Source organism: Micromonospora sp. WMMD710, assembly GCF_029626045.1.
GTDB lineage: Bacteria > Actinomycetota > Actinomycetes > Mycobacteriales > Micromonosporaceae > Micromonospora.
Map to the genome: position 1 here is coordinate 1,116,196 of NZ_JARUBD010000001.1, position 17,431 is coordinate 1,133,626.

A 17,431-nucleotide genomic window follows, 5' to 3' on the forward strand; every position below is an offset into this window, starting at 1 on the left:
ATGCCGGATTGCAGCTCCGGAGATGCTTCCTACGGCGGCCCGTTCGGATGGGCGTGGAAACTCGCGGACCAGGGGATCGACGGTATTCTCAGAGGGCTCGCCTCGGCGATTATCGAAGCGGCCGTCAACCTCTTCGCCAGCGTGGCGGACACCGTTCCGACCCTGTCCGCGGACCCCGAGTTCAATCACAAGCTTGGGCTGCAGACCAACTGGCTGGTGCTCGCGATCGCGGTGGCCTCGCTGCTGGTCGCCGCGGCGCGGATGGCCATGGAACGTCGCGGACAGGCCGGTGTGACCGCACTCAAGGGCATGCTCCGCGTCCTGATCACAGCCGGCGCGGGCGCCTTCATCGTCGGTGAGCTGGCCATCCTGTCGGACCAGTACACCAACCACCTGTACCAGGCAGGCGTCAAGGAGCAGCTCAAGGTCATCAACGGCTGCGGCAGCCTGGACATCTCCACCTTCCTCCTGATCGTTATCGGCCTGCTGCTGCTGATCGCCGGCGTCATCCACGTCATCATGCTGTACCTGCGGCTCGGCATCATGGTGCTGCTCCTGGGCACCCTGCCACTCGCCGCCGCGGCGTCGATGACCGAATGGGGTTCGTCGTGGTGGCGCAAGCACATCGCGTGGATGGTGGCCTGGCTGGTTTACAAGCCGGCCGTGGGTCTGATCCTCTACGCGGGCACAACGATGATCGCCTATGGAGGCAGCGAGGGGGGACTACAGCAACGGATCGCCGGGTGCGGAGTTCTGCTGATGTCCGCCGTCGCGATGCCGGCGCTGCTACGGCTGATCGTCCCCGCCGCGGCGGCCCTCGGCTCCTCGGACTCGTCCGGCGCTGTGGTCGGCGGCGCTGCCGCCGCGACGGGTGCCGTCGCCTCGGGCGCGGCGCGCCTGGCGAGTCGCGGGCAGGCGGCCAGCCGCGGTGCCAGTGGTGCTCGTGGAGCCAGTGGAGCCGGCGGCGCCACAGGTGGCCGGGGAGCCGCTGGCGCCGGCGTGGCCGGTGCCGCCGGGATGGCCGCGAGCGGCGCGGTGAAGGCTGCGGCGACGACCGCCGCGGTGGCCGCACGGGCCGTGACCACCACCCACCAGACCGCTGGGCGGATCGCCGACGGCGCCTTGCCGACCGCGATCGACGGTGGCGACCGCTAGCGAGCCGGACAACAGGAGCGCAAAGAGTGAGTACTGAAGTAGTCAAGACGCGCACGTACGGCAACTGGCGCCAGCCGCGGAAGGCAGGGCTCGGGCCGTTCGGGCTGGTGGGCACCGTAGGCCTGTTCGGCGGCCTGGTGGTGGTCCTGCTCGCGTCCATGATCTCCATCGGTGCGGCCCTGATCATGGCGGTGATAGGTGCGGTGGCGCTGGGCCCGCTGGCCATCCGTACGCCGGACGGCCGCAACGTCTATAACATGATGGCGGTGCGGATCGGCTGGTCCCGCCGGCGGGCCAATGGAAGCACCACCTATGTCTCCGGTCCGCTCTCCGCCCGTCCGGGCGGTCGCTTCCGGCCACCGGGCATGTTGAGCAAGGTCACGATGCTGGAGGGCCTGGACCCGTACGGGCGCCGCTTCGGTGTCCTGCACCACCGCTACCGCAACCTCTACACGATCGTGCTGGGCTGCGAGCCCGACGGCGGGTCACTCGTCGACGAGGACCAGAGTGACATCTGGGTGGCGCAGTGGGGTGACTGGCTCGCCCGGCTGTCGCACGAGCCGGACCTGCGCGGTGCCGCGGTCGTCGTGGAGACCGCGCCGGACCCGGGCACCCGGCTGGCAAGCGAAGTACTCACCCGCATCTCGCCGGACGCCCCGCCGGTTGCCCAGCAGGTGATGCAGGAGGTCGTCGAGCGCTATCCGGATGCGTCGTCGGAGATGAACACGTACGTCACCCTGACGTACGGGCTGCGCAGCGGAACCCGGCGCGGTTCCGACGAGATTCTCACCGAACTCGCACTTCGCATCCAAGGGCTGATCAGCGGCCTGATCAGCGCGGGTGGTGGCGCCGCCGCGCCGCTGTCCGCCGAGCGGATCGCCGAAGTCGTCCGGGTCGCCTACGACCCCGCGGTTTCGGCCGATGTGAACGACATCCGAGCCCAACACGGCGGCACCGGCCTGGAGTGGAACGACGCGGGACCAGCCGCCGCCGTGGAGAAGGTCGACGCCTACCACCACGATTCGGGCGTCTCGCGCAGCTGGCTTCTCACGCTCGCGCCGCGCGGAACGGTGCGTTCCAGCGTGTTGCGCTCCCTGCTCGACCCGGCAGTCGGCATCCGGCGGAAGCGGGTGGCTCTGCTGTACCGACCGATCGATCCGGCGACGTCCGCGAAGATTGTCGAGTCGGACCGGCGCGCGGCCCAGTTCATGGCCAATTCCACCCGTGGACCGATCCGGGCGCGGTCCATGACGGAGGTCGCCGCGACCGAGCAGACCGCAGCCGAGGAGGCGGCCGGCGCCGGGCTCGTGGAGTTCTCGGTCGTCGTCACGGTCACGGTAGAGTCCGCCGAGGAGATCGCCGACGCCAACGCGACGATGCGGAACCTGCTCGGAGCCTCCCGCCTGTCGATGCGGCCCGCCGACCGGATGCAGGCAGCCGCGTTCACCTGCGCGCTGCCGGTGGGCATCCTGCCCTGGGAGCAGACGCTGATCCCTCGCGAGTTTCAGGAGGCATTGTGAGCACAGGGTCAGCACTGGACCGGCTCATCGTCCCGCCCTTCTCGGCGCAGGAGCTGGAGCCCGACGAGATCGGCGATCAGTCACCGCGTGCGCGGCGCAAGGAGGCAATCCGGCAGCGCAAGGCGGATCAGGCCGAGCAGCGCAGGCGGGCGTACGCGGCGAAGCGCAACCGGGACGACTCCGTACCGCACCGTGGTTCGTACGGGCCCGCCGGCGGCCGGGTCGCTCCGATGGATCCGCCGGCCATGTGGCGCGCCACCAGTGTGCAGGCCTGTGGCCTCTGGCCGTTCGTCTCGGGGTCCGGTGCGCCGTCGGTCGGCGTGCCGCTGGGCCAGCACCTCTCGACTGGTGCGACGGTGTGCGGTGACCCGTTGAACTGGTTCACCCGCGCCCGTTACATCTCCAACCCGTCGCTGTTCATGCTCGGGATGCCGGGTCTGGGCAAATCCACGCTGATCAACCGCATGCTCATCGGTCTGGCGGCGCAAGGGGTGGTCCCGTTGGTGCTGGGCGACCTCAAGCCGGACTACGCCGACACCGTACGGGCACTGGGGGGGCAGGTCATCTCCATCGGCCGTGGCGTCGGTGGCCTCAACGTCCTGGACCCTGGAGCGATGGGCGCCGCGGCGGCGAAGATCGGCGGCCGCGCCGGGGAAACGCTGCTGGCCGAGACCCACGGCCGGGTGCTCAACATGGTGGCCGCACTGCTGACCATCGTTCGTGGTCAGGCGATCACCGATCACGAGCAGTCCGTGCTCTCGGCGTGCCTGCGTCACCTTCGCGACCGCACGCCGGAAGGCCACGCCGTCCACCTGGGTGACCTGTTGGCGGTACTGCACGAAGGCCCCGACGAGGTCCGCCAGTTCACCCTCGACCGTGGCGAGGAGGCGCGCTACCGCGACGCGGTCGACCCTCTGCACCGATCGCTGCTGGGCATCCTCGACGGCCCACTCGGCACCACCTTCTCGTCCACGACCTCGACCCACATCGACCCCGATGCCACCGCCGTGTGCATCGACATCTCCCGCATCGGCGAGGCGGACAGCCAGCTCACCGCGGCCGCGATGCTCGCGGCCTGGTCGGACGGGCTCGGCACGGTCGCCGCGTCGCATGCGCTCGCCGACGCCGGGCTGGCGCCCAGACGGTGGTTCTTCACGGTCCTCGACGAGCTGTGGCGGCCGTTGCGCGCCGCGTCCGGCATCGTCGACCGCATCGACGCGCTGACTCGGCTCAACCGGTCGCTCGGCCTGGCCGACTCGAAGATCACCCACACTCTGAAAGACGCGGAGGCGCTGGGCAGCGAGTCCGACAAGGCGAAGGCACGCGGCTTCGTCGAGCGAGCTGGCATGGTGGTCTGCGCCGGCCTGCCGCGTGCCGAGATGGAAGAGCTGAGCAAGGTGGTCGGCCTGTCGCGCCGAGAGATCGACCTGGTCTCCTCCTGGTCGTCGCCGCCCGGCTGGGCACAGAACGGCGACAACGAGGAACCCCCCGGGCGCGGCCGTTTCCTGGTCAAGGTCGGTGGCCGTCCGGGCATCCCGATCCGGATGTCGATCACCGAGACCGAGCGGCGTCTGCACGACACGAACACCCGCTGGGTGGCCAACGGCCACGCGGACGAGGTACGGGCCGCGCGCGAACAGGAGCGAGCCGACTTCACTCCCGAGGATGCCTGGTGAGCGCGCGAGGCGGTGGCGGGGTCGGGGTCGGGAGCAGTGAGGTCATGGCCTGGCTCATCCCCGGCGTCGCCGTGCTCAACATCATCGTCTTCGGTGTCCTCTGGCTGGGCGGTACGCTCGGATTCGCGGTCACCGGCAACGGGTGGCATCCGCCGCCGTTCAGCGGCGGCGTCTACCGACGACTGTTGACCGGCGAGGTCGCGGCCGTCTGGCCCGGCATCTCCCCGTCCGTTGTCTACACCACCGCCGTCCTGCTCCTCGCCGTTGCGGTGTCTCTGATCGTTCTGATCGTCCTCAAGGTCGCCGGTCGGGTGTCCGCGAAGTCGAGCGGACTGGCGGGCCGACGGGAGATGGCCGGCCTGATGCCCGAGCAGGCCGCGGCGCGGGCCCGGGACCTGCGTCCGTCGCTGAAGGGCGTGCGTGAGCTCGCACCCGACGACATCGGCAACCTCCTCGGTGACCTGGACCCGGACGGGCCGGAGCTGCGGTCCTCCTTCGAGGACGTCGAACTCGACCTGATGGCACCCCGTGCCGGCAAGTCCACCGGGATCGCCATCCCGCGGCTGCTCCGGGCGCGGGGAGCGGTGCTGCTCACCTCGAACAAGTCCGACGTCTTCACCGTCACCCGGCAGGAACGCGCCAAGGTCGGCCGTGTCTGGACCTTCGACCCGCAGGGCATCGCGCACTCTCCGCGCGAGATGTGGTGGGACATGCTGGCCGGCTGCGACACCATCGAGGGCTCGCGCCGGCTTGCCGGGCATTTCGTCAGCTCCGTCAACGACGACTCGGCGAAGAAGGATTTCTGGATCTCGGCCGCACAGAACACGCTCACCGCACTGTTCCTGGCCGCGTGCCGAGGAGGACGGTCGGTTTCCGACCTGCTGGCCTGGCTCGCCGACCCGGCCGACCGGACACCGATCGACATCCTGCGCGACGTCGGAATGGCCCCCATGGCCGAGCAGCTGCAGGGCACCGTGCGCGGGGCGGTGGAGACCCGCGACGGCATCTACGAGACCGCCCGGCAGTGCGCCGCCTGCCTGCTCGATCCGGAGATCGTCGCCTGGGTCAGCCCCGATCCGCTCCTGCCGGAATTCATCCCGTCCCAGCACGTCATCGGCCGTGACACGCTGTACCTGCTGTCCAAGGACGGCGGTGGTTCGGCGGCCGGGGTGATCGCCGGCCTTGCCGACATGACGCTACGGGCGGGCGTGGTGGCGGCCGAACGCATGGGCGGCCGGCTCGACCCGCCGATGACCGCGGTGCTCGACGAGGCGGCCAACGTCTGCCGGATCAGTGATCTACCCGACCTGTACAGCCACCTCGGCTCGCGCGGCATCAACGTGGTGACGCTGTTGCAGAGCTACCGTCAGGGCGCGAGGGTCTGGGGCGATGCCGGCATGGACGCCCTGTGGAGCGCCGCCACCATCAAGCTGCTCGGCGCCGGTCTCGACGACGCCGACTTCGTCGACAAGGTTTCCCGCCTGGTCGGACAGCGGGATGTGAAAACGCCGAGCTGGTCCAGCAGCCGCGATGGACGATCACGCTCGGTCTCGTACCGCCAGGAGCCGATCCTGCCACCTGACAAGATCAGGGCGCTGCCGAAGGGGACAGCGATTCTGCTCGCCACGGGAATCCGACCAGCCCTGATCCGCCTACGCCCCTGGTACAAGGAGCCGAACTCGGCCGTCATCTCGAAGGCCGCGAAGGAGGAGGTGGACGGCATCACCCGCCGCGCAGCCGCCGCCTGGACAGGCGACACCGCTCGATGATGCGCCCGGGTCGACTGTCGCTGTGTTCGGGGTCGGCTCGGCGCCGCACTGTCGGCAGGGTTGACGAGGCTCATCTCGCGTGAACCGGCGAGGCCATTTCGCCGTTGTAAGTCCGACTCTGTTTCCTGACTTGGCCGTAAAGGTGCGTCGATGACCTCGTCCAGCAGCCAAAAGACCCGACGGATCCGACTGCGGCTGCCCGCGAAGGACCGCCGCCGCGTGGTGATTGCCGGGTTGAGCCTCGTGACCCTGGGTGCCGGCGTGCTGCCGTTGGGGGGCGACCTGACCGCGTCGGCCAACGCGGAAAAGCTCGTGGGCAAGGCCGTGCCGGCCGCGCTGACGGAAACCATCGTCGCTGCCGCGCTGTCGTGCCGCTCGTTGAACCCGGCACGCCTGTCGGCGCAGATCATGGTGGCGTCGAAATTCGACGCCGATCAGAGCAACGGCATCGCCGGGCTCACCGCCGCCGAATGGAACCGCTGGCGTCCCGCCCAGAATGCGGACCGGGGCGACAGCGCGGACAACATCCACGCCCTCGCCCACAAGACCTGTGACCTCGTCGGCCAGGTACGCTTCGCCGGTCTCACCGGCGACATGTGGCCGCTGGCCCTGGCGGCCGACAAGGTCGGAATGGACGCGGTCGTGGCGAGCAAGGGCGTACCGGACTCCGCCAAGTCCTACGTCAAGCGTGTCAAGGCGTACGCGAACTGGTACGCCGAGCAGACGCCGTTCCGCGTCGAGTCGCCGAACGGCGCGGTGTCGCGGCCGCAGCCCGGAGCGATCCGGGTGCCGGACACGTACGTCGACCTGATTCGGAAGGCCGGCAGCATCTGTCCGCTGGTCACCGCCCCGCGTATCGCGGCGCAGTTGATGGCGATGTCGAAGTTCGATCCGAAGGCGCGCTCGGCGGACGGCGGTCTGGGCATCGCGCAGTTCACGCCCGACCTGTGGCGGCAGTACGGGTCGTCGCCCGATTCGGTGTGGAAGGCGGAGGAGGCAATTCCCGCGCTTGGCATGGCGATGTGCGACTACGTCTCGCAACTCGGTGGCCTGAGCGGTGCCGACCCGTACCGGTTGGCGCTCGCCGCGTTCCAGTGGGGTGAGGACGTCGTGCGGGCCGCCAACGGCACGCCGAAGGCCAATGTCCCACAGCTCTCGGATGCCACGATGCGATACGTCGCGGCGTACGAGAAGGACCCGCGTCTCACCGCGGGGGCCGCGCCGTCCCCGTCCCTGTCCCCGTCGCCGGGCGGCCCCACGACCCCCGCCGGCGGAAAGCCGACGACCGGGGCGACGGTTCCTGCGACGCCGGGCGGTACGACGCCCGCGCCCGGCGGGCCGACCACTCCGGCGCAGGAGCCGACCACTCCGGCTCAACAGCCGACCACGCCGACGAGCATTGGCGGATTCAAGGTCGGCCTGAACTACCAGTTGATCAACGACTGGACGGGCTCGGTGGCGCAGATTCCGTACTCGGACTCCAACAAGACGGTCGGCGAGCACGTCACGCTGTGGGTGAACAAGCACCAGAAGGACCAGTTCTGGAAGCTCACGGCCTCGCAGGGCTACGCCGTGTGGGTCAACACCTACAGCGGCCTCGCAATGGGCATCGAACCGGGTGGCACCTGGAATGGCGCGAAGGTGTTGCAGGTGAAGCTCAACCCCACGGATCATTTCCAGCAGTGGAAGATCGAGAACGCGGGCGGTGGCCGCCTGCACATCCGTAACCGGGCGACCGGAAAACTGTTGGAGATCCTCGGCGCCGACGTGGCGCCCACCGCCGACGACGGCACCTGGAACGGCCACTGGCTGGAGCAGTGGGACGAGATCCCTGGTCAACGCGACCAGCGCTGGAGCCTCGTCCACGAATAAACCCGAGCGCCTTATTCCAACAGATCAGTAAATGCATCCGGAGGTGGTGGGTGTGGAATACCAGGAGGGTCAGGAAAGGCCGTATTCGGCCAGAAAGCTAACTCTCGACGTTATCGCGATCGTGAGGAGAGATGTTGAGAGCAACGTAAACCTGGGTGAGACAACTCGCAAGAGGGCACTCTGGGAGTTGGACAGGATGATTCGCCAGGGGAACTTCAACCTTGATCGGAGGCGAGCGTTTAAGCGGCCGAGGCGCAACTTCGCTCGTAAAGGCTACGGCTACGCGCTAAAGGCATACAGGGCGCTTAGAGGGCCGGCGGGAATGGTGAGGTCGGCGAGTAAGGCTCGGGACAGAGTCGGGGCTGCGAGACACGAGGGGCGTCAGCCGGAAATTTGGCGTATCGTAGACGCAATGAGGCGTGACTGCCCAGTCGTGAAAAATCTGCACGATCAGGGGCAGTTGCCGAAATCTGTCCGGGATAACCTGTTTGTCGATCCACATCTCAGAATGCAAGACCCCAACGGAATGTACGATCCCACACGCTTCGCGGCCAGCTCTGGTTTTGCCGCCGAGCGTGGGCAGTCTCATTCGCCCATTGCTGTGCCTGCATCAATCCTCGGGCCCACCGGCACTGGCATGGAATCGCATCAATATGATCGAGTCCATCATGCTGCTCACTATCCCGCGGCTCCTCGACAACAAGCTCCTTCGGGGACCGCTGAGGTCAACGCCAGTTTGGTGAGGAACCTTGAGATGGTCGCGTCTCAAGTGTCGAACCTCACCGTTCAACTCGCGGCCCTTCAGGGCTCGCATCGCCAGGGCGTTCCCCACCAGGGCGCGCGCAGTGCGGTGCATCCTACGCTCAGTCATTCCAGCGAATGGGCTGGCTTGAGCAGTCCTGCCTTAGCCAGCGGCTCTGGCCATCCTATGCTGCCCCGCTCCCCATCCCCACTCCCGTCCACATTCCCGAGCCCCGGACATGGTAGTGGGCAGTCGATGCCCCGTGTCCGGTAGCTGTCACGTCAAGCTGAGACGGTTTGTGTCTGTTGGATGGGATGGTTGATATAGGTCAGGTCGGATAATCCGGTGGATGGTGGCGCCGCGTGAACCGGTGTGGGTGCTCGGCTTGTGCAGCGTCGCGGGCGTCATGCCGGTGCCGGCGGATGTGTTCGGCGGTGCCGTAGTGAACTGACGCCGATGAATGGGATTTTCGAGATCGATGGCGGCGGTGGTGACGGTGGTCACCACCGCCGGTTCGCGTGCCGTTGCGAGGTGAAGCTGTCGCACCAGAGAGTCGCCCTGGTTCAGGATGTGTTTCTCGCTGCCGATGCCGACCCGGCGACCCGCTGGCGGCTGATTCGTCCCGCAGCCGTGTCAGGAATTGCCGGAGTTGTTGCTGGCCGTCTCCGATGGCCGTTCGTCCCAGGGCCGCGATCGTCCCGGCTCTGGCGGCAGCGGCGACGGGAGCCGAACGGGCTCGTAGCTGGCGCTGGTGGTGGGAATGCGCAGTTCATCGAGACGGGCGCCGAGTTGGTCACAGGCGGCCGCGTCGTGGACCCGATTAGCTCGGGCTGGTGGAGCGATCCGGGCCAGCTCCCGCGTCGCCACCCAGCCGGCGGTCGGCCGGGTCGATCCGTTCCATCGTGGCCGCGGCCGTGCCGTCCCCGTGAGTGTCGACGCCCACGATGACCCGTCGGCTCGCCTGGGGATACGGCATGCTGTGTCGATGGCTGGCTTCTCCGCCTGGGCGGCGGCGCTGGACACCGGCGGACGGGTGAGCGGCCAGGACTGCGAGCCGGCGTGTTCTGTCCAGGCTCCTATGAGGTCACTGCCCGCCCGGCCGCGGGCCAGACGCCGCTCGGAGCGCGAGGCGACAGATAAACCCGGAGGCGCCATGGCCGGTCGTTGCGAGGGGGCAGACCCAGCCCCGGGAGGCGGAGAGAAAGACGCCCTTACTCGGAACGGCTCAATGCTCGGATGCACACCCTCTGAAGCTCGACGCCAAGCAGCCATAGCACGAGCACGAGCCGCACAAATCCCCAATGAGTTCCGCCGACCGTTCACCACTCCCGGTCGTCCGCGTCGGACTGCATCGCGGTGGTGTCGTCCGTCCAGTGGGTCGCGTCGGCCGACTCGACCGGTCCGTTCCACTGCGGCTGCGGGCCGCCGGCCATCACGGGCGAGGGGAACTGAACCGGGGCCGCGGGCTGCACGTCGCTCATGTCCTCGGACCGGCCACGCCACAGGCGTACCATCCGCCAGACCAGATAGCCGGCGGCTCCGAGGGTGATCAGGATGACCACGACGAGCCAGAAGGAGTATCCGTGCGTCTCTTGCGCCGCCATCTCGGCGCTGTCGCTCTCGGTTGCTACGGGGTCGTTCTCCTCGGCAAGCACCTCGGTCACCGATGCCGCTGGGTTGATCATTCCCCAGCCGAACGAACCGTCGGGGCGGGTGCCCTCGCCGACCTGATCCGCCGTCGCCTGGACGCGGTGCGTCACCTGGGAGGTCGTGAGGTCCGGGTACGCGGCGCGTACGAGGGCGGCCTCCCCGGCGGCGAAGGCGACCGCGTAGTACGTTCCCGTACCCGCCGTGCCGCCGGCACCGGTGACTCCGAGGCTGGTGACGTTCACGCCGGGCGCCACGATGTCGATGCCGCCCTTGCGGTACGCGTCCGCGGCCTGCATGTCGGCGCTGACGCCAGCGACCCGCAGGACTCCCGGGCCGGATGGCGGCTCACCGACGCCCGCCTCGGTCTTGGCCCCGACAACGACGACGACGTTCTGCATCACCGCGTTCTTGAGGGCCGTGGCGACCTCCGGTGCCCCGGCGTCCATGGCGGGGCCCAGTGCGATCACGGTGGCGCCAGCCGAGACCGCGTACGTCACGGCCTGGGCCTGAACGTTCGTCGGCAGTACGCCTCCGGCCGTCGAGCGGACCCGGATCGGCAGCACCGACGCGTCCGGCGCCATGCCGGTCAGCTCGCTTCCCGGTGTCTTCTGCGCCACGATCAACCCGGCCATGGACGAGCCGGTGCCGAGGCAGTCCACGTCACCACGGCTCTTGCCGTCGGCCATGTCGTGGCCGGCACTGACCCGCCCGACCAGTTGCGGCAGCTTTCCGTCGACGCCCGAATCGAGGATGGCCACGACCTGACCCTTGCCGCGGCTCTGCGGCCAGGCCTGGTCCGCGGCCAGACGCAGCGCGGCCCAGTCCAGGCGGGTCGTCGACGCGGCGCCGGCACAGTTCATGCCACTCGGCGGTGACCCGCCGCCGGGGGGCAGGCCGCCGTCGGGGATCTGTCCGGGACCTGTTGCGGCGCCGTTGCCCTGCGGTTTGCCGGGTGTCGTGGCCGAGCCCTGACTGGCCGGTCCCGTGTACCGGATGTCCTGCCCCACGGCGTCCCACGGCATCACCAGTCGCCAACCGGCTGTCAGCCGGTTCGGGTCCGACAGCTTGTTGCCGTCTGGTTGGACGCGGCCGACGTTGAGGTCGAAGATTTCCGTGGATCGCGCGTCGCTGCCCAGGAACCGTCCCGCGATCTCGCCGAGGTTCTCCGGCGCACCCTGGTATGCCGAGGTCACCACGTAGTACTTCACGTAGTCGGCGTCGGCCTGCGCGGCTTGCGTCATGCCGGGCATGAGCATGGCCAGCGCCGCCGCGGCGAGGCTGAAGAGCAGGCGTTGCGCCGCGGCCGGTCGGGTCATCTCATTGCCTTTCGGATAAGGGCCCGCAGGCGAGGGCCCGCTCATGCGTCCGGTTCGGAGCCGGCGTTGAATCCCTGGTCGGACAGTGCTTTGCGCAGTGCGCGAAGCGCGTGGAACGACCTCGACTTCACCGTTCCGGGCGGGATATCCAGGTTCTCGGCCGCCTCGGCGATCGAGTGGTTCAGGAAATACAACTGGATCAGCGTCGTACGAAGCCGTTCCGGCAACGACGCCACGGCCCGTCGGACGTATTGCGAGTCGAGGTCGCGGGCGAAGCGCTCCTCGGCGCTTTCATCGGAGGTGGCATCGCCTATCTCGTCCGTGTAGTCGAGCGGGCGCACCTGCGCGGCGCGGACGTTGTCGATGGCGATCCGCCGTGCGACCGTGAACAGCCAGGCTCGATTCCAGCGGCCGCTCTCGTTGCGGGCGTCGGGATGCTGCCAGGCACGCACCATGGTTTCCTGCACGATGTCCTCGGCCCAGTGCCGGTCGCCGTTTGCCAGCCGGATGGCGTAGGCGAGCAACACCGGCCGGTGCACCAGTTGCAGGTGCCGAAGGGCCGACGTCCCATCCAGCGGTGAGGTGGCGTCGCCCTGCTCGGGCAGGTACGCTCCGTCATCGGTTGCCTTACGGAGGGCGAGACTGGTTTCGCTGGATCCGGCCGTGTCATCGATCGGAGGCATGTGCCGTCCTTTCCTGAAGACCACGACCTCTGACCCCAGTCGCACATCGCTTAGCCCACCGCGCCCATCCGTCGCGGGCCGCAACTACCAGCGGTCATTGAAGCGGGCTTCACTTGACACTCTCTGAACCGTCTCTTCCGGCCCTCCGTCCGTCCTGTACACGCTGCTGGCCCACACCCCGAAGCCGATCGGTGCTCCCTCAAATGGCGTCTCGCCGAATTGCGGTTCGGTTTGAGGCACGGGGCGGATCGTCGTGAACCGAAGGATCTGGTGCGCCGTTGCTTACACGGGGGATGCTCGGTAGCCATCCCCGAAGGAGGCCCGCTAGCCCATGACCGTCCCTGAACAACAGCTCGACAATGGTCTCCGCGCGCTACGGAGCGATCTCCCCGTGCAGGCCGACTGGCGCGCGCTTCGTGAAAACGTGAAGAGTGCCCTGGTCGCACCGCCCGGGTCCGCGGCGGAACCTTCGTCGGGTGCTCCGGATGTACGCATCGATCAGCTCGACACCGCGGCGTTGGTAGCTGCGTACCAGAAGCTCGTTGCCGCGGTGGGCTTGAACGAACTTGCCGCGGTGGCGGTGACCGACCCCAGTCTCGCGGACGTGCTGGGCGAGCTGGTCGAGGGCCGCAGACGTCTTGACAAGGTGGAGAGTCTGGGCCCGAGCCCGGTTGCCTTCCCCCGTCCCGCGGCGCCGCGTCGCTTCAGTGCGGCCGCACTCCGATCACCGGGCGTTGCTCGGCGCGCCGGAGGGGTCGTGCCTCAGGCGGGTCCGGATCGGCCCAAGGACGGGCGGGCGCAAGGGCACAAACGATGAATGAGGTCGCCCCGGGAAACGACACCGAAGGCATGACGCCCGAGGAGGCCCTTGAGCATCTCCAGCAGGAACAACGTCCTGCACTGCTGGCCTACGTGTCGCGGCTGGTCGGTGGCGATGTCCACTGGGCGGAGGACGTCGTGCAGGAGACGATGGTGCGGGCCTGGAAGAACCCGCACTCCCGGGTGGACGGCCGATGGAGCCGCGGCTGGCTCTACACGGTGGCCCGGCGCATCCTCATCGACCAGGCGCGGGCGGCCCGTTCACGTCCCGAGCTGACCTCGGCGGAGGCGTTGACACACATTCCCGCCCAAGACGCCGAGGTCGACAGCTTCATAGACGGGACCGAGATCCGGGCAGCCGTCGCCGCTCTCCCGGAACGCCTTCGCACGGTCCTGGTCGAGCTCTACTACCAGGAACGTACGGTCGTCGAAGCCGCGCAGATCCTCAACGTTCCGGCCGGGACCGTGAAGTCCCGCAACTTTTACGCGATCCGCGCACTGCGTGACCAGCTGGCCTGACCACGAACGCCGGCGGTGGCGGCAACCACGAGTACGGTGTCGATGCGACGGGCACGGGCACGGGCATCGGCGGTACGCCGCCGGGGCGGGAGCGGCCAGCCCGGTGCCGGCCGACCGTGGAGGGAGCGAGGATGGCGCAACGCAGAGCACTTGTGGTTCGGGGCGGGTGGGAGGGGCACCAGCCGGTCAAGGCGACGGACCTGTTCATCCCCTTCCTCGAACGCAGCGGCTATGCCGTACGGGTTGAGGAGTCGACGGAGATCTACGCCGATGCCGCCGAGATGGCCGACACCGACCTCGTCGTGCAGTGCGTGACGATGTCGCAGATCACCTCGGAGCAGGCGGCGGGCCTCAGCGCGGCGGTCATCGCCGGTACGGGATTCACCGGCTGGCACGGCGGGATCGTGGATTCGTTCCGCGCGTCATCGGAGTACCTGCACCTGGTGGGCGGCCAGTTCGCGACCCATCCGGGTAAAGAGCCGTGCGAGCGTCACGGTGGCGCGGAGGACAACTTTCTGCCGCACACGGTGCGCATCACCGACCTCGGCCGAGAGCATCCGATCACCGCGGGCATCGAGGACTTCGACCTGGTCACCGAGCAGTACTGGGTGTTGCACGACGACCTGATCGACGTCCTCGCGGTCACCACCCACCCGAGCAGGGCGTGGCATCCATGGCACCGGCCGGTCACCTCGCCGGCGATCTGGACCCGACTGTGGGGTGCCGGGCGCATCGTCGTGACGACCCCGGGACACAGCCTTGACGTGCTGGAGCACGCGAGCGTCCGTACCGTCATCGAGAGGGGGATGAGGTGGGCGACCCGCACCGCGTCGGCATCGTAGGTCTCGGGGTCATCTCCCGCGCGTACCTGGACACACTCGCGAACCACCCCGCGGTGTCGATCGCTGCCCTGGCCGACCTCGACACCTCCCGGTCGGCCGCGGTCGCCGCCACGATCCCCGGCGCCGAGGCGATGAGCGTCGAGGCCCTGCTCGCCCGCCCCGACGTGCAGACGGTACTCAACCTCACGATCCCCGCGGCGCACGCCGACATCTCGCTCGGCGCGATCGACGCGGGCAAGAACGTGTACGTCGAGAAGCCGCTCGCCGTGACGTTCCCGGACGGCCGTTCGATCATCGATCGGGCCAAGACGGCCGGCGTCCGCGTGGGGTGCGCGCCGGACACCGTCCTGGGCACGGGTACGCAGACGGCGCGTGCGGCCATCGACGGCGGGCTGATCGGACGCCCGTTGTCCGCGTCGGCCGTCATGGTCACGCCTGGGCACGAGCGCTGGCATCCCAATCCCGACTTCTACTACGCGCCAGGCGGCGGCCCGTTGCTGGACATGGGGCCGTACTACATCTCGGCGCTCATCCACCTGCTCGGGCCGGTCCGTGCGGTGAGCGGAACCGCCAGCCGGCTGCGCGCCGAGCGCGTCATCGGCTCGGGGCCTCGGATGGGCCAGCGGATCCCGGTGGAGGTGGACACCCACGTGACCGGCGTGCTGGAGCACGCCAACGGTGCTCTGTCCACCATCACGACGAGCTTCGACGGCGTCGCGACGACTGCCGCGCCGATCGAGGTCCATGGGGAGGCCGGCACGCTCGCCGTACCCGATCCGAACACCTTCGACGGTCAGGTCCGCCTCTTCGCGCTCGGCGGCACCGAGTGGCGCGTTCTCGAACCGCGGGCCGGTTACGCCGAGGGTTCCCGAGGCCTGGGTCTGATCGACCTGGTCAGCGCCGCCGGTCAGCGTCCGCCGCGCGCTGGCGGTGACGTGGCCCTGCACGTCCTTGAAACGATGACGACCATGCTGCGGTCGGCGGACGAGGGTCGGCGGATCGAGCTGACGACGGTGGTGCAGCGGCCCGTGCCGGTTCCGCTCACTCCGGTCGAGGACTGGACGGCATACGGCCACTGAACGGGGTCAGACCGGGCATCGCCGACAGGACGCCGTCGGCGGCGCGATCCTCGCCGTCGTGGAACAGCCACATTCGGGACGGGCGCAGCGGCGGGCGCCGACAATGGGGGCGTGGCACCTGCCTTCGTCCTGCACCAGCACCGCAAGCCGCGACCGCACTTCGACCTGCGGCTGGAGGAGGACGGCGTGCTGCGCTCCTGGGCAGTGCCTCGCGGCCTGCCGGACAGCCCCAGCGACAACCGTCTCGCGATCGCCGTGCCCGACCACGCTCTCGATCACCTCACCTACGAGGACGCCGACAAGTCGATCGCCGACATCGGCACCTGGGAGGAGCACGACCGCACCGACCGCCGGATGCTGTTCACGTTGCACGGCCGCACCGGCCGCCGGCGATACGCGCTCATCCGCACCGGCGAGGGATGGCTGCTCCACCTGACAAAGGAGCAGCCCGTGGATGGCCGCTGACGGCGACGCCCCGCGGTCAACGCGGTAGCGGCGAGGCCCGCACCGCGGTTTCCCGCCCAGCGGCGGCCGGCGCTGGCGTGGCGGCGTGACGCCGCCGCGCGTCCACGGCGAGCAGCGTGAGGGCGACCAGCGTCAGCGATCCACCGACGAGTGCCAGCGGGCGTGCCCCCGAGATGGACAGGAGGGCGCCGCCGAACAGCGAACCACCGGCAATGCCCGCGTTGAAGGCGGTGCTGACGCCGGCCGAGGCGATGTCGGTGCTGCCGGGAGCCAGTTGCAGCATCCGGCTCTGCACGGCGGAGCCGAACGCCGCGTAGGCGAGGCCGATCCCGGCGAGAAACGCGACCGCGCCGGGCCGGAGCGCGCCCAGCGCGTACATGCCGATCAGCGAGGCCGCGCCGATGCCCAGGGCCGTGGCGATCAGCAGCACGGTGAAGCGCCGCCCGTCCGGTGCGGTGCCCCGGGCGGCACCGCCGGTCGCCGGGGGATAGGAGGGGAGGAGGATCAGCACCGCGGCGGCGATCGCCAGACCGACCCCGGCCAGCACCGCGAACGCCGTACGCCAACCGGCGTGCTGCCCGATCCAGGTGCCGAGGGGTACGCCGAGCACCGGGGCGAGCGTCGCCCCGGTCGCGAACAGCGCCACGACCCGGCCGCGTACCGCGATCGGGAAGGGCCCGGTCACGGTCGCCGTGGCGATGGACCAGAACAGCGCCTGGGCGAGTGCGGTCAGGAGACGGGCGCCGGCCAGCACGGCGTACGTCGATGCGAGCGCGGCGGCGGCGTTCGCGGCGGCGAACAGGATCATCGTGCCGCCGAGCAGGTGACGCCGGGGGATCCGCTGGGTCAGCCGGGCCAGTGGCACGGACGCCACCACGACCACGACCGCGTACCCGCTGACCAGCATTCCCACCCGCGAGCGCGACCGGTCGAGATCGGGTGCGATGTGGGTCAGCAGGCCGACGGGCAGCAGCTCGGTCGTGATGAACGCGAACGCGGCCAGGGAGAGCACGACGAGTACGGCCCAGGCCCGTCGCGGTGACACCTCCGGCGCCATGGTCCACCCCCATTCATGGTCACCGTAGCCGAGCGTCCAGCCCCTGCTCCGGTCGCCGGCCCCGACCGCAGCGACACCCGCGCGCGTCCGTGATCAGCCGTCGGGCCGCCGGTCAGGATCGTGTCCGGAACGGGGCCAGGACGGCCCGGATCTGGTCGCCCGCGCCCCAGTCGTCGTCGAACTGGGCCAGTACGGCGAGGTGGACTCCTCAAGCCCGGCGTGCCCGCCCACCTCGGCGGCGGTAGCGCGGTCCCGGCGAGCACGGGT

Annotated in this window: 14 protein-coding genes; 10 read left to right on the top strand and 4 right to left on the bottom strand. The window is 69.3% G+C overall.

Features of this window, described 5'->3' with window-relative positions; all coding sequences use genetic code 11:
- From O7620_RS05150 to O7620_RS05170, 5 genes are all read left to right on the top strand, one after another.
- On the top strand, window positions 1–1,155 hold the full coding sequence (locus O7620_RS05150) for a hypothetical protein (protein WP_278122067.1): 1,155 nt from the start codon (window positions 1–3) through the stop codon (window positions 1,153–1,155).
- Window positions 1,156–1,181: 26 nt separating this feature from the next.
- Window positions 1,182–2,675: an SCO6880 family protein gene (locus O7620_RS05155; protein WP_278122068.1), complete on the top strand. Its 1,494-nt coding sequence runs from the start codon at window positions 1,182–1,184 to the stop codon at window positions 2,673–2,675.
- Entirely contained in the window at window positions 2,672–4,351 is a 1,680-nt protein-coding gene (locus tag O7620_RS05160; RefSeq protein WP_278122069.1) for an ATP/GTP-binding protein, read from the top strand. Before O7620_RS05155 ends, O7620_RS05160 begins: the two co-directional genes overlap by 4 nt.
- Window positions 4,348–6,120: a TraM recognition domain-containing protein gene (locus O7620_RS05165; protein WP_278122070.1), complete on the top strand. Its 1,773-nt coding sequence runs from the start codon at window positions 4,348–4,350 to the stop codon at window positions 6,118–6,120. Before O7620_RS05160 ends, O7620_RS05165 begins: the two co-directional genes overlap by 4 nt.
- Before the next feature lie 150 nt (window positions 6,121–6,270).
- The gene (locus O7620_RS05170) at window positions 6,271–7,992 is read left to right on the top strand and encodes an RICIN domain-containing protein (protein ID WP_278122071.1); all 1,722 of its coding nucleotides are present in this window, start codon (window positions 6,271–6,273) and stop codon (window positions 7,990–7,992) included.
- Window positions 7,993–9,554: 1,562 nt separating this feature from the next.
- Here O7620_RS05170 and O7620_RS05175 read toward each other — a convergent pair.
- The 3 genes from O7620_RS05175 to O7620_RS05185 all read right to left on the bottom strand — a co-directional run bounded on the left by O7620_RS05175 (window position 9,555) and on the right by O7620_RS05185 (window position 12,383).
- Window positions 9,555–9,710, bottom strand: a complete 156-nt coding sequence (locus O7620_RS05175) for a hypothetical protein (protein WP_278122072.1) — start codon at window positions 9,708–9,710, stop codon at window positions 9,555–9,557.
- A 343-nt stretch (window positions 9,711–10,053) separates the two neighbouring features.
- Window positions 10,054–11,700, bottom strand: a complete 1,647-nt coding sequence (locus tag O7620_RS05180; RefSeq protein WP_278122073.1) for a S8 family serine peptidase — start codon at window positions 11,698–11,700, stop codon at window positions 10,054–10,056.
- Between the two features lie 41 nt (window positions 11,701–11,741).
- Window positions 11,742–12,383: a sigma-70 family RNA polymerase sigma factor gene (locus tag O7620_RS05185; RefSeq protein ID WP_278122074.1), complete on the bottom strand. Its 642-nt coding sequence runs from the start codon at window positions 12,381–12,383 to the stop codon at window positions 11,742–11,744.
- A 331-nt stretch (window positions 12,384–12,714) separates the two neighbouring features.
- On the opposite strand from O7620_RS05185, the gene O7620_RS05190 reads away from it, so the two are divergent.
- The 5 genes from O7620_RS05190 (at window position 12,715) to O7620_RS05210 (ending at window position 16,107) form a co-directional block, all read left to right on the top strand.
- Window positions 12,715–13,200, top strand: coding sequence for a hypothetical protein (locus tag O7620_RS05190; protein WP_278122075.1), 486 nt, complete (start codon window positions 12,715–12,717; stop codon window positions 13,198–13,200).
- A complete protein-coding gene (locus O7620_RS05195; protein WP_278122076.1) occupies window positions 13,197–13,721 on the top strand; it encodes a sigma-70 family RNA polymerase sigma factor in 525 nt (174 codons plus the stop codon). Before O7620_RS05190 ends, O7620_RS05195 begins: the two co-directional genes overlap by 4 nt.
- Window positions 13,722–13,852: 131 nt before the next feature.
- Window positions 13,853–14,563 carry a ThuA domain-containing protein gene (locus tag O7620_RS05200; RefSeq protein ID WP_278122077.1) on the top strand — a complete coding sequence of 237 codons (711 nt, stop codon included), beginning with the start codon at window positions 13,853–13,855 and terminating at the stop codon, window positions 14,561–14,563.
- A complete protein-coding gene (locus O7620_RS05205) occupies window positions 14,533–15,642 on the top strand; it encodes a Gfo/Idh/MocA family oxidoreductase (protein WP_278122078.1) in 1,110 nt (369 codons plus the stop codon). The genes O7620_RS05200 and O7620_RS05205 overlap by 31 nt, the downstream gene beginning before the upstream one ends.
- A gap of 111 nt (window positions 15,643–15,753) precedes the next feature.
- A complete protein-coding gene (locus tag O7620_RS05210; protein WP_278122079.1) occupies window positions 15,754–16,107 on the top strand; it encodes a DNA polymerase ligase N-terminal domain-containing protein in 354 nt (117 codons plus the stop codon).
- Window positions 16,108–16,123: 16 nt separating this feature from the next.
- Here O7620_RS05210 and O7620_RS05215 read toward each other — a convergent pair whose 3' ends face one another.
- Window positions 16,124–17,152, bottom strand: a complete 1,029-nt coding sequence (locus O7620_RS05215) for an MFS transporter (RefSeq protein WP_278122080.1) — start codon at window positions 17,150–17,152, stop codon at window positions 16,124–16,126.
- Window positions 17,153–17,431 lie beyond the last annotated feature (279 nt).

Bases quoted from the DNA above. Each gene is read 5' to 3' on its own strand.
- O7620_RS05190 (WP_278122075.1), top strand. From the start codon at position 12,715: ATGACCGTCCCTGAACAACAGCTCGACAATGGTCTCCGCGCGCTACGG.
- O7620_RS05180 (WP_278122073.1), bottom strand. From the start codon at position 11,700: ATGACCCGACCGGCCGCGGCGCAACGCCTGCTCTTCAGCCTCGCCGCG.
- O7620_RS05175 (WP_278122072.1), bottom strand. From the start codon at position 9,710: ATGCCGTATCCCCAGGCGAGCCGACGGGTCATCGTGGGCGTCGACACT.
- O7620_RS05195 (WP_278122076.1), top strand. From the start codon at position 13,197: ATGAATGAGGTCGCCCCGGGAAACGACACCGAAGGCATGACGCCCGAG.
- O7620_RS05200 (WP_278122077.1), top strand. From the start codon at position 13,853: ATGGCGCAACGCAGAGCACTTGTGGTTCGGGGCGGGTGGGAGGGGCAC.
- O7620_RS05150 (WP_278122067.1), top strand. From the start codon at position 1: ATGCCGGATTGCAGCTCCGGAGATGCTTCCTACGGCGGCCCGTTCGGA.
- O7620_RS05185 (WP_278122074.1), bottom strand. From the start codon at position 12,383: ATGCCTCCGATCGATGACACGGCCGGATCCAGCGAAACCAGTCTCGCC.
- O7620_RS05170 (WP_278122071.1), top strand. From the start codon at position 6,271: ATGACCTCGTCCAGCAGCCAAAAGACCCGACGGATCCGACTGCGGCTG.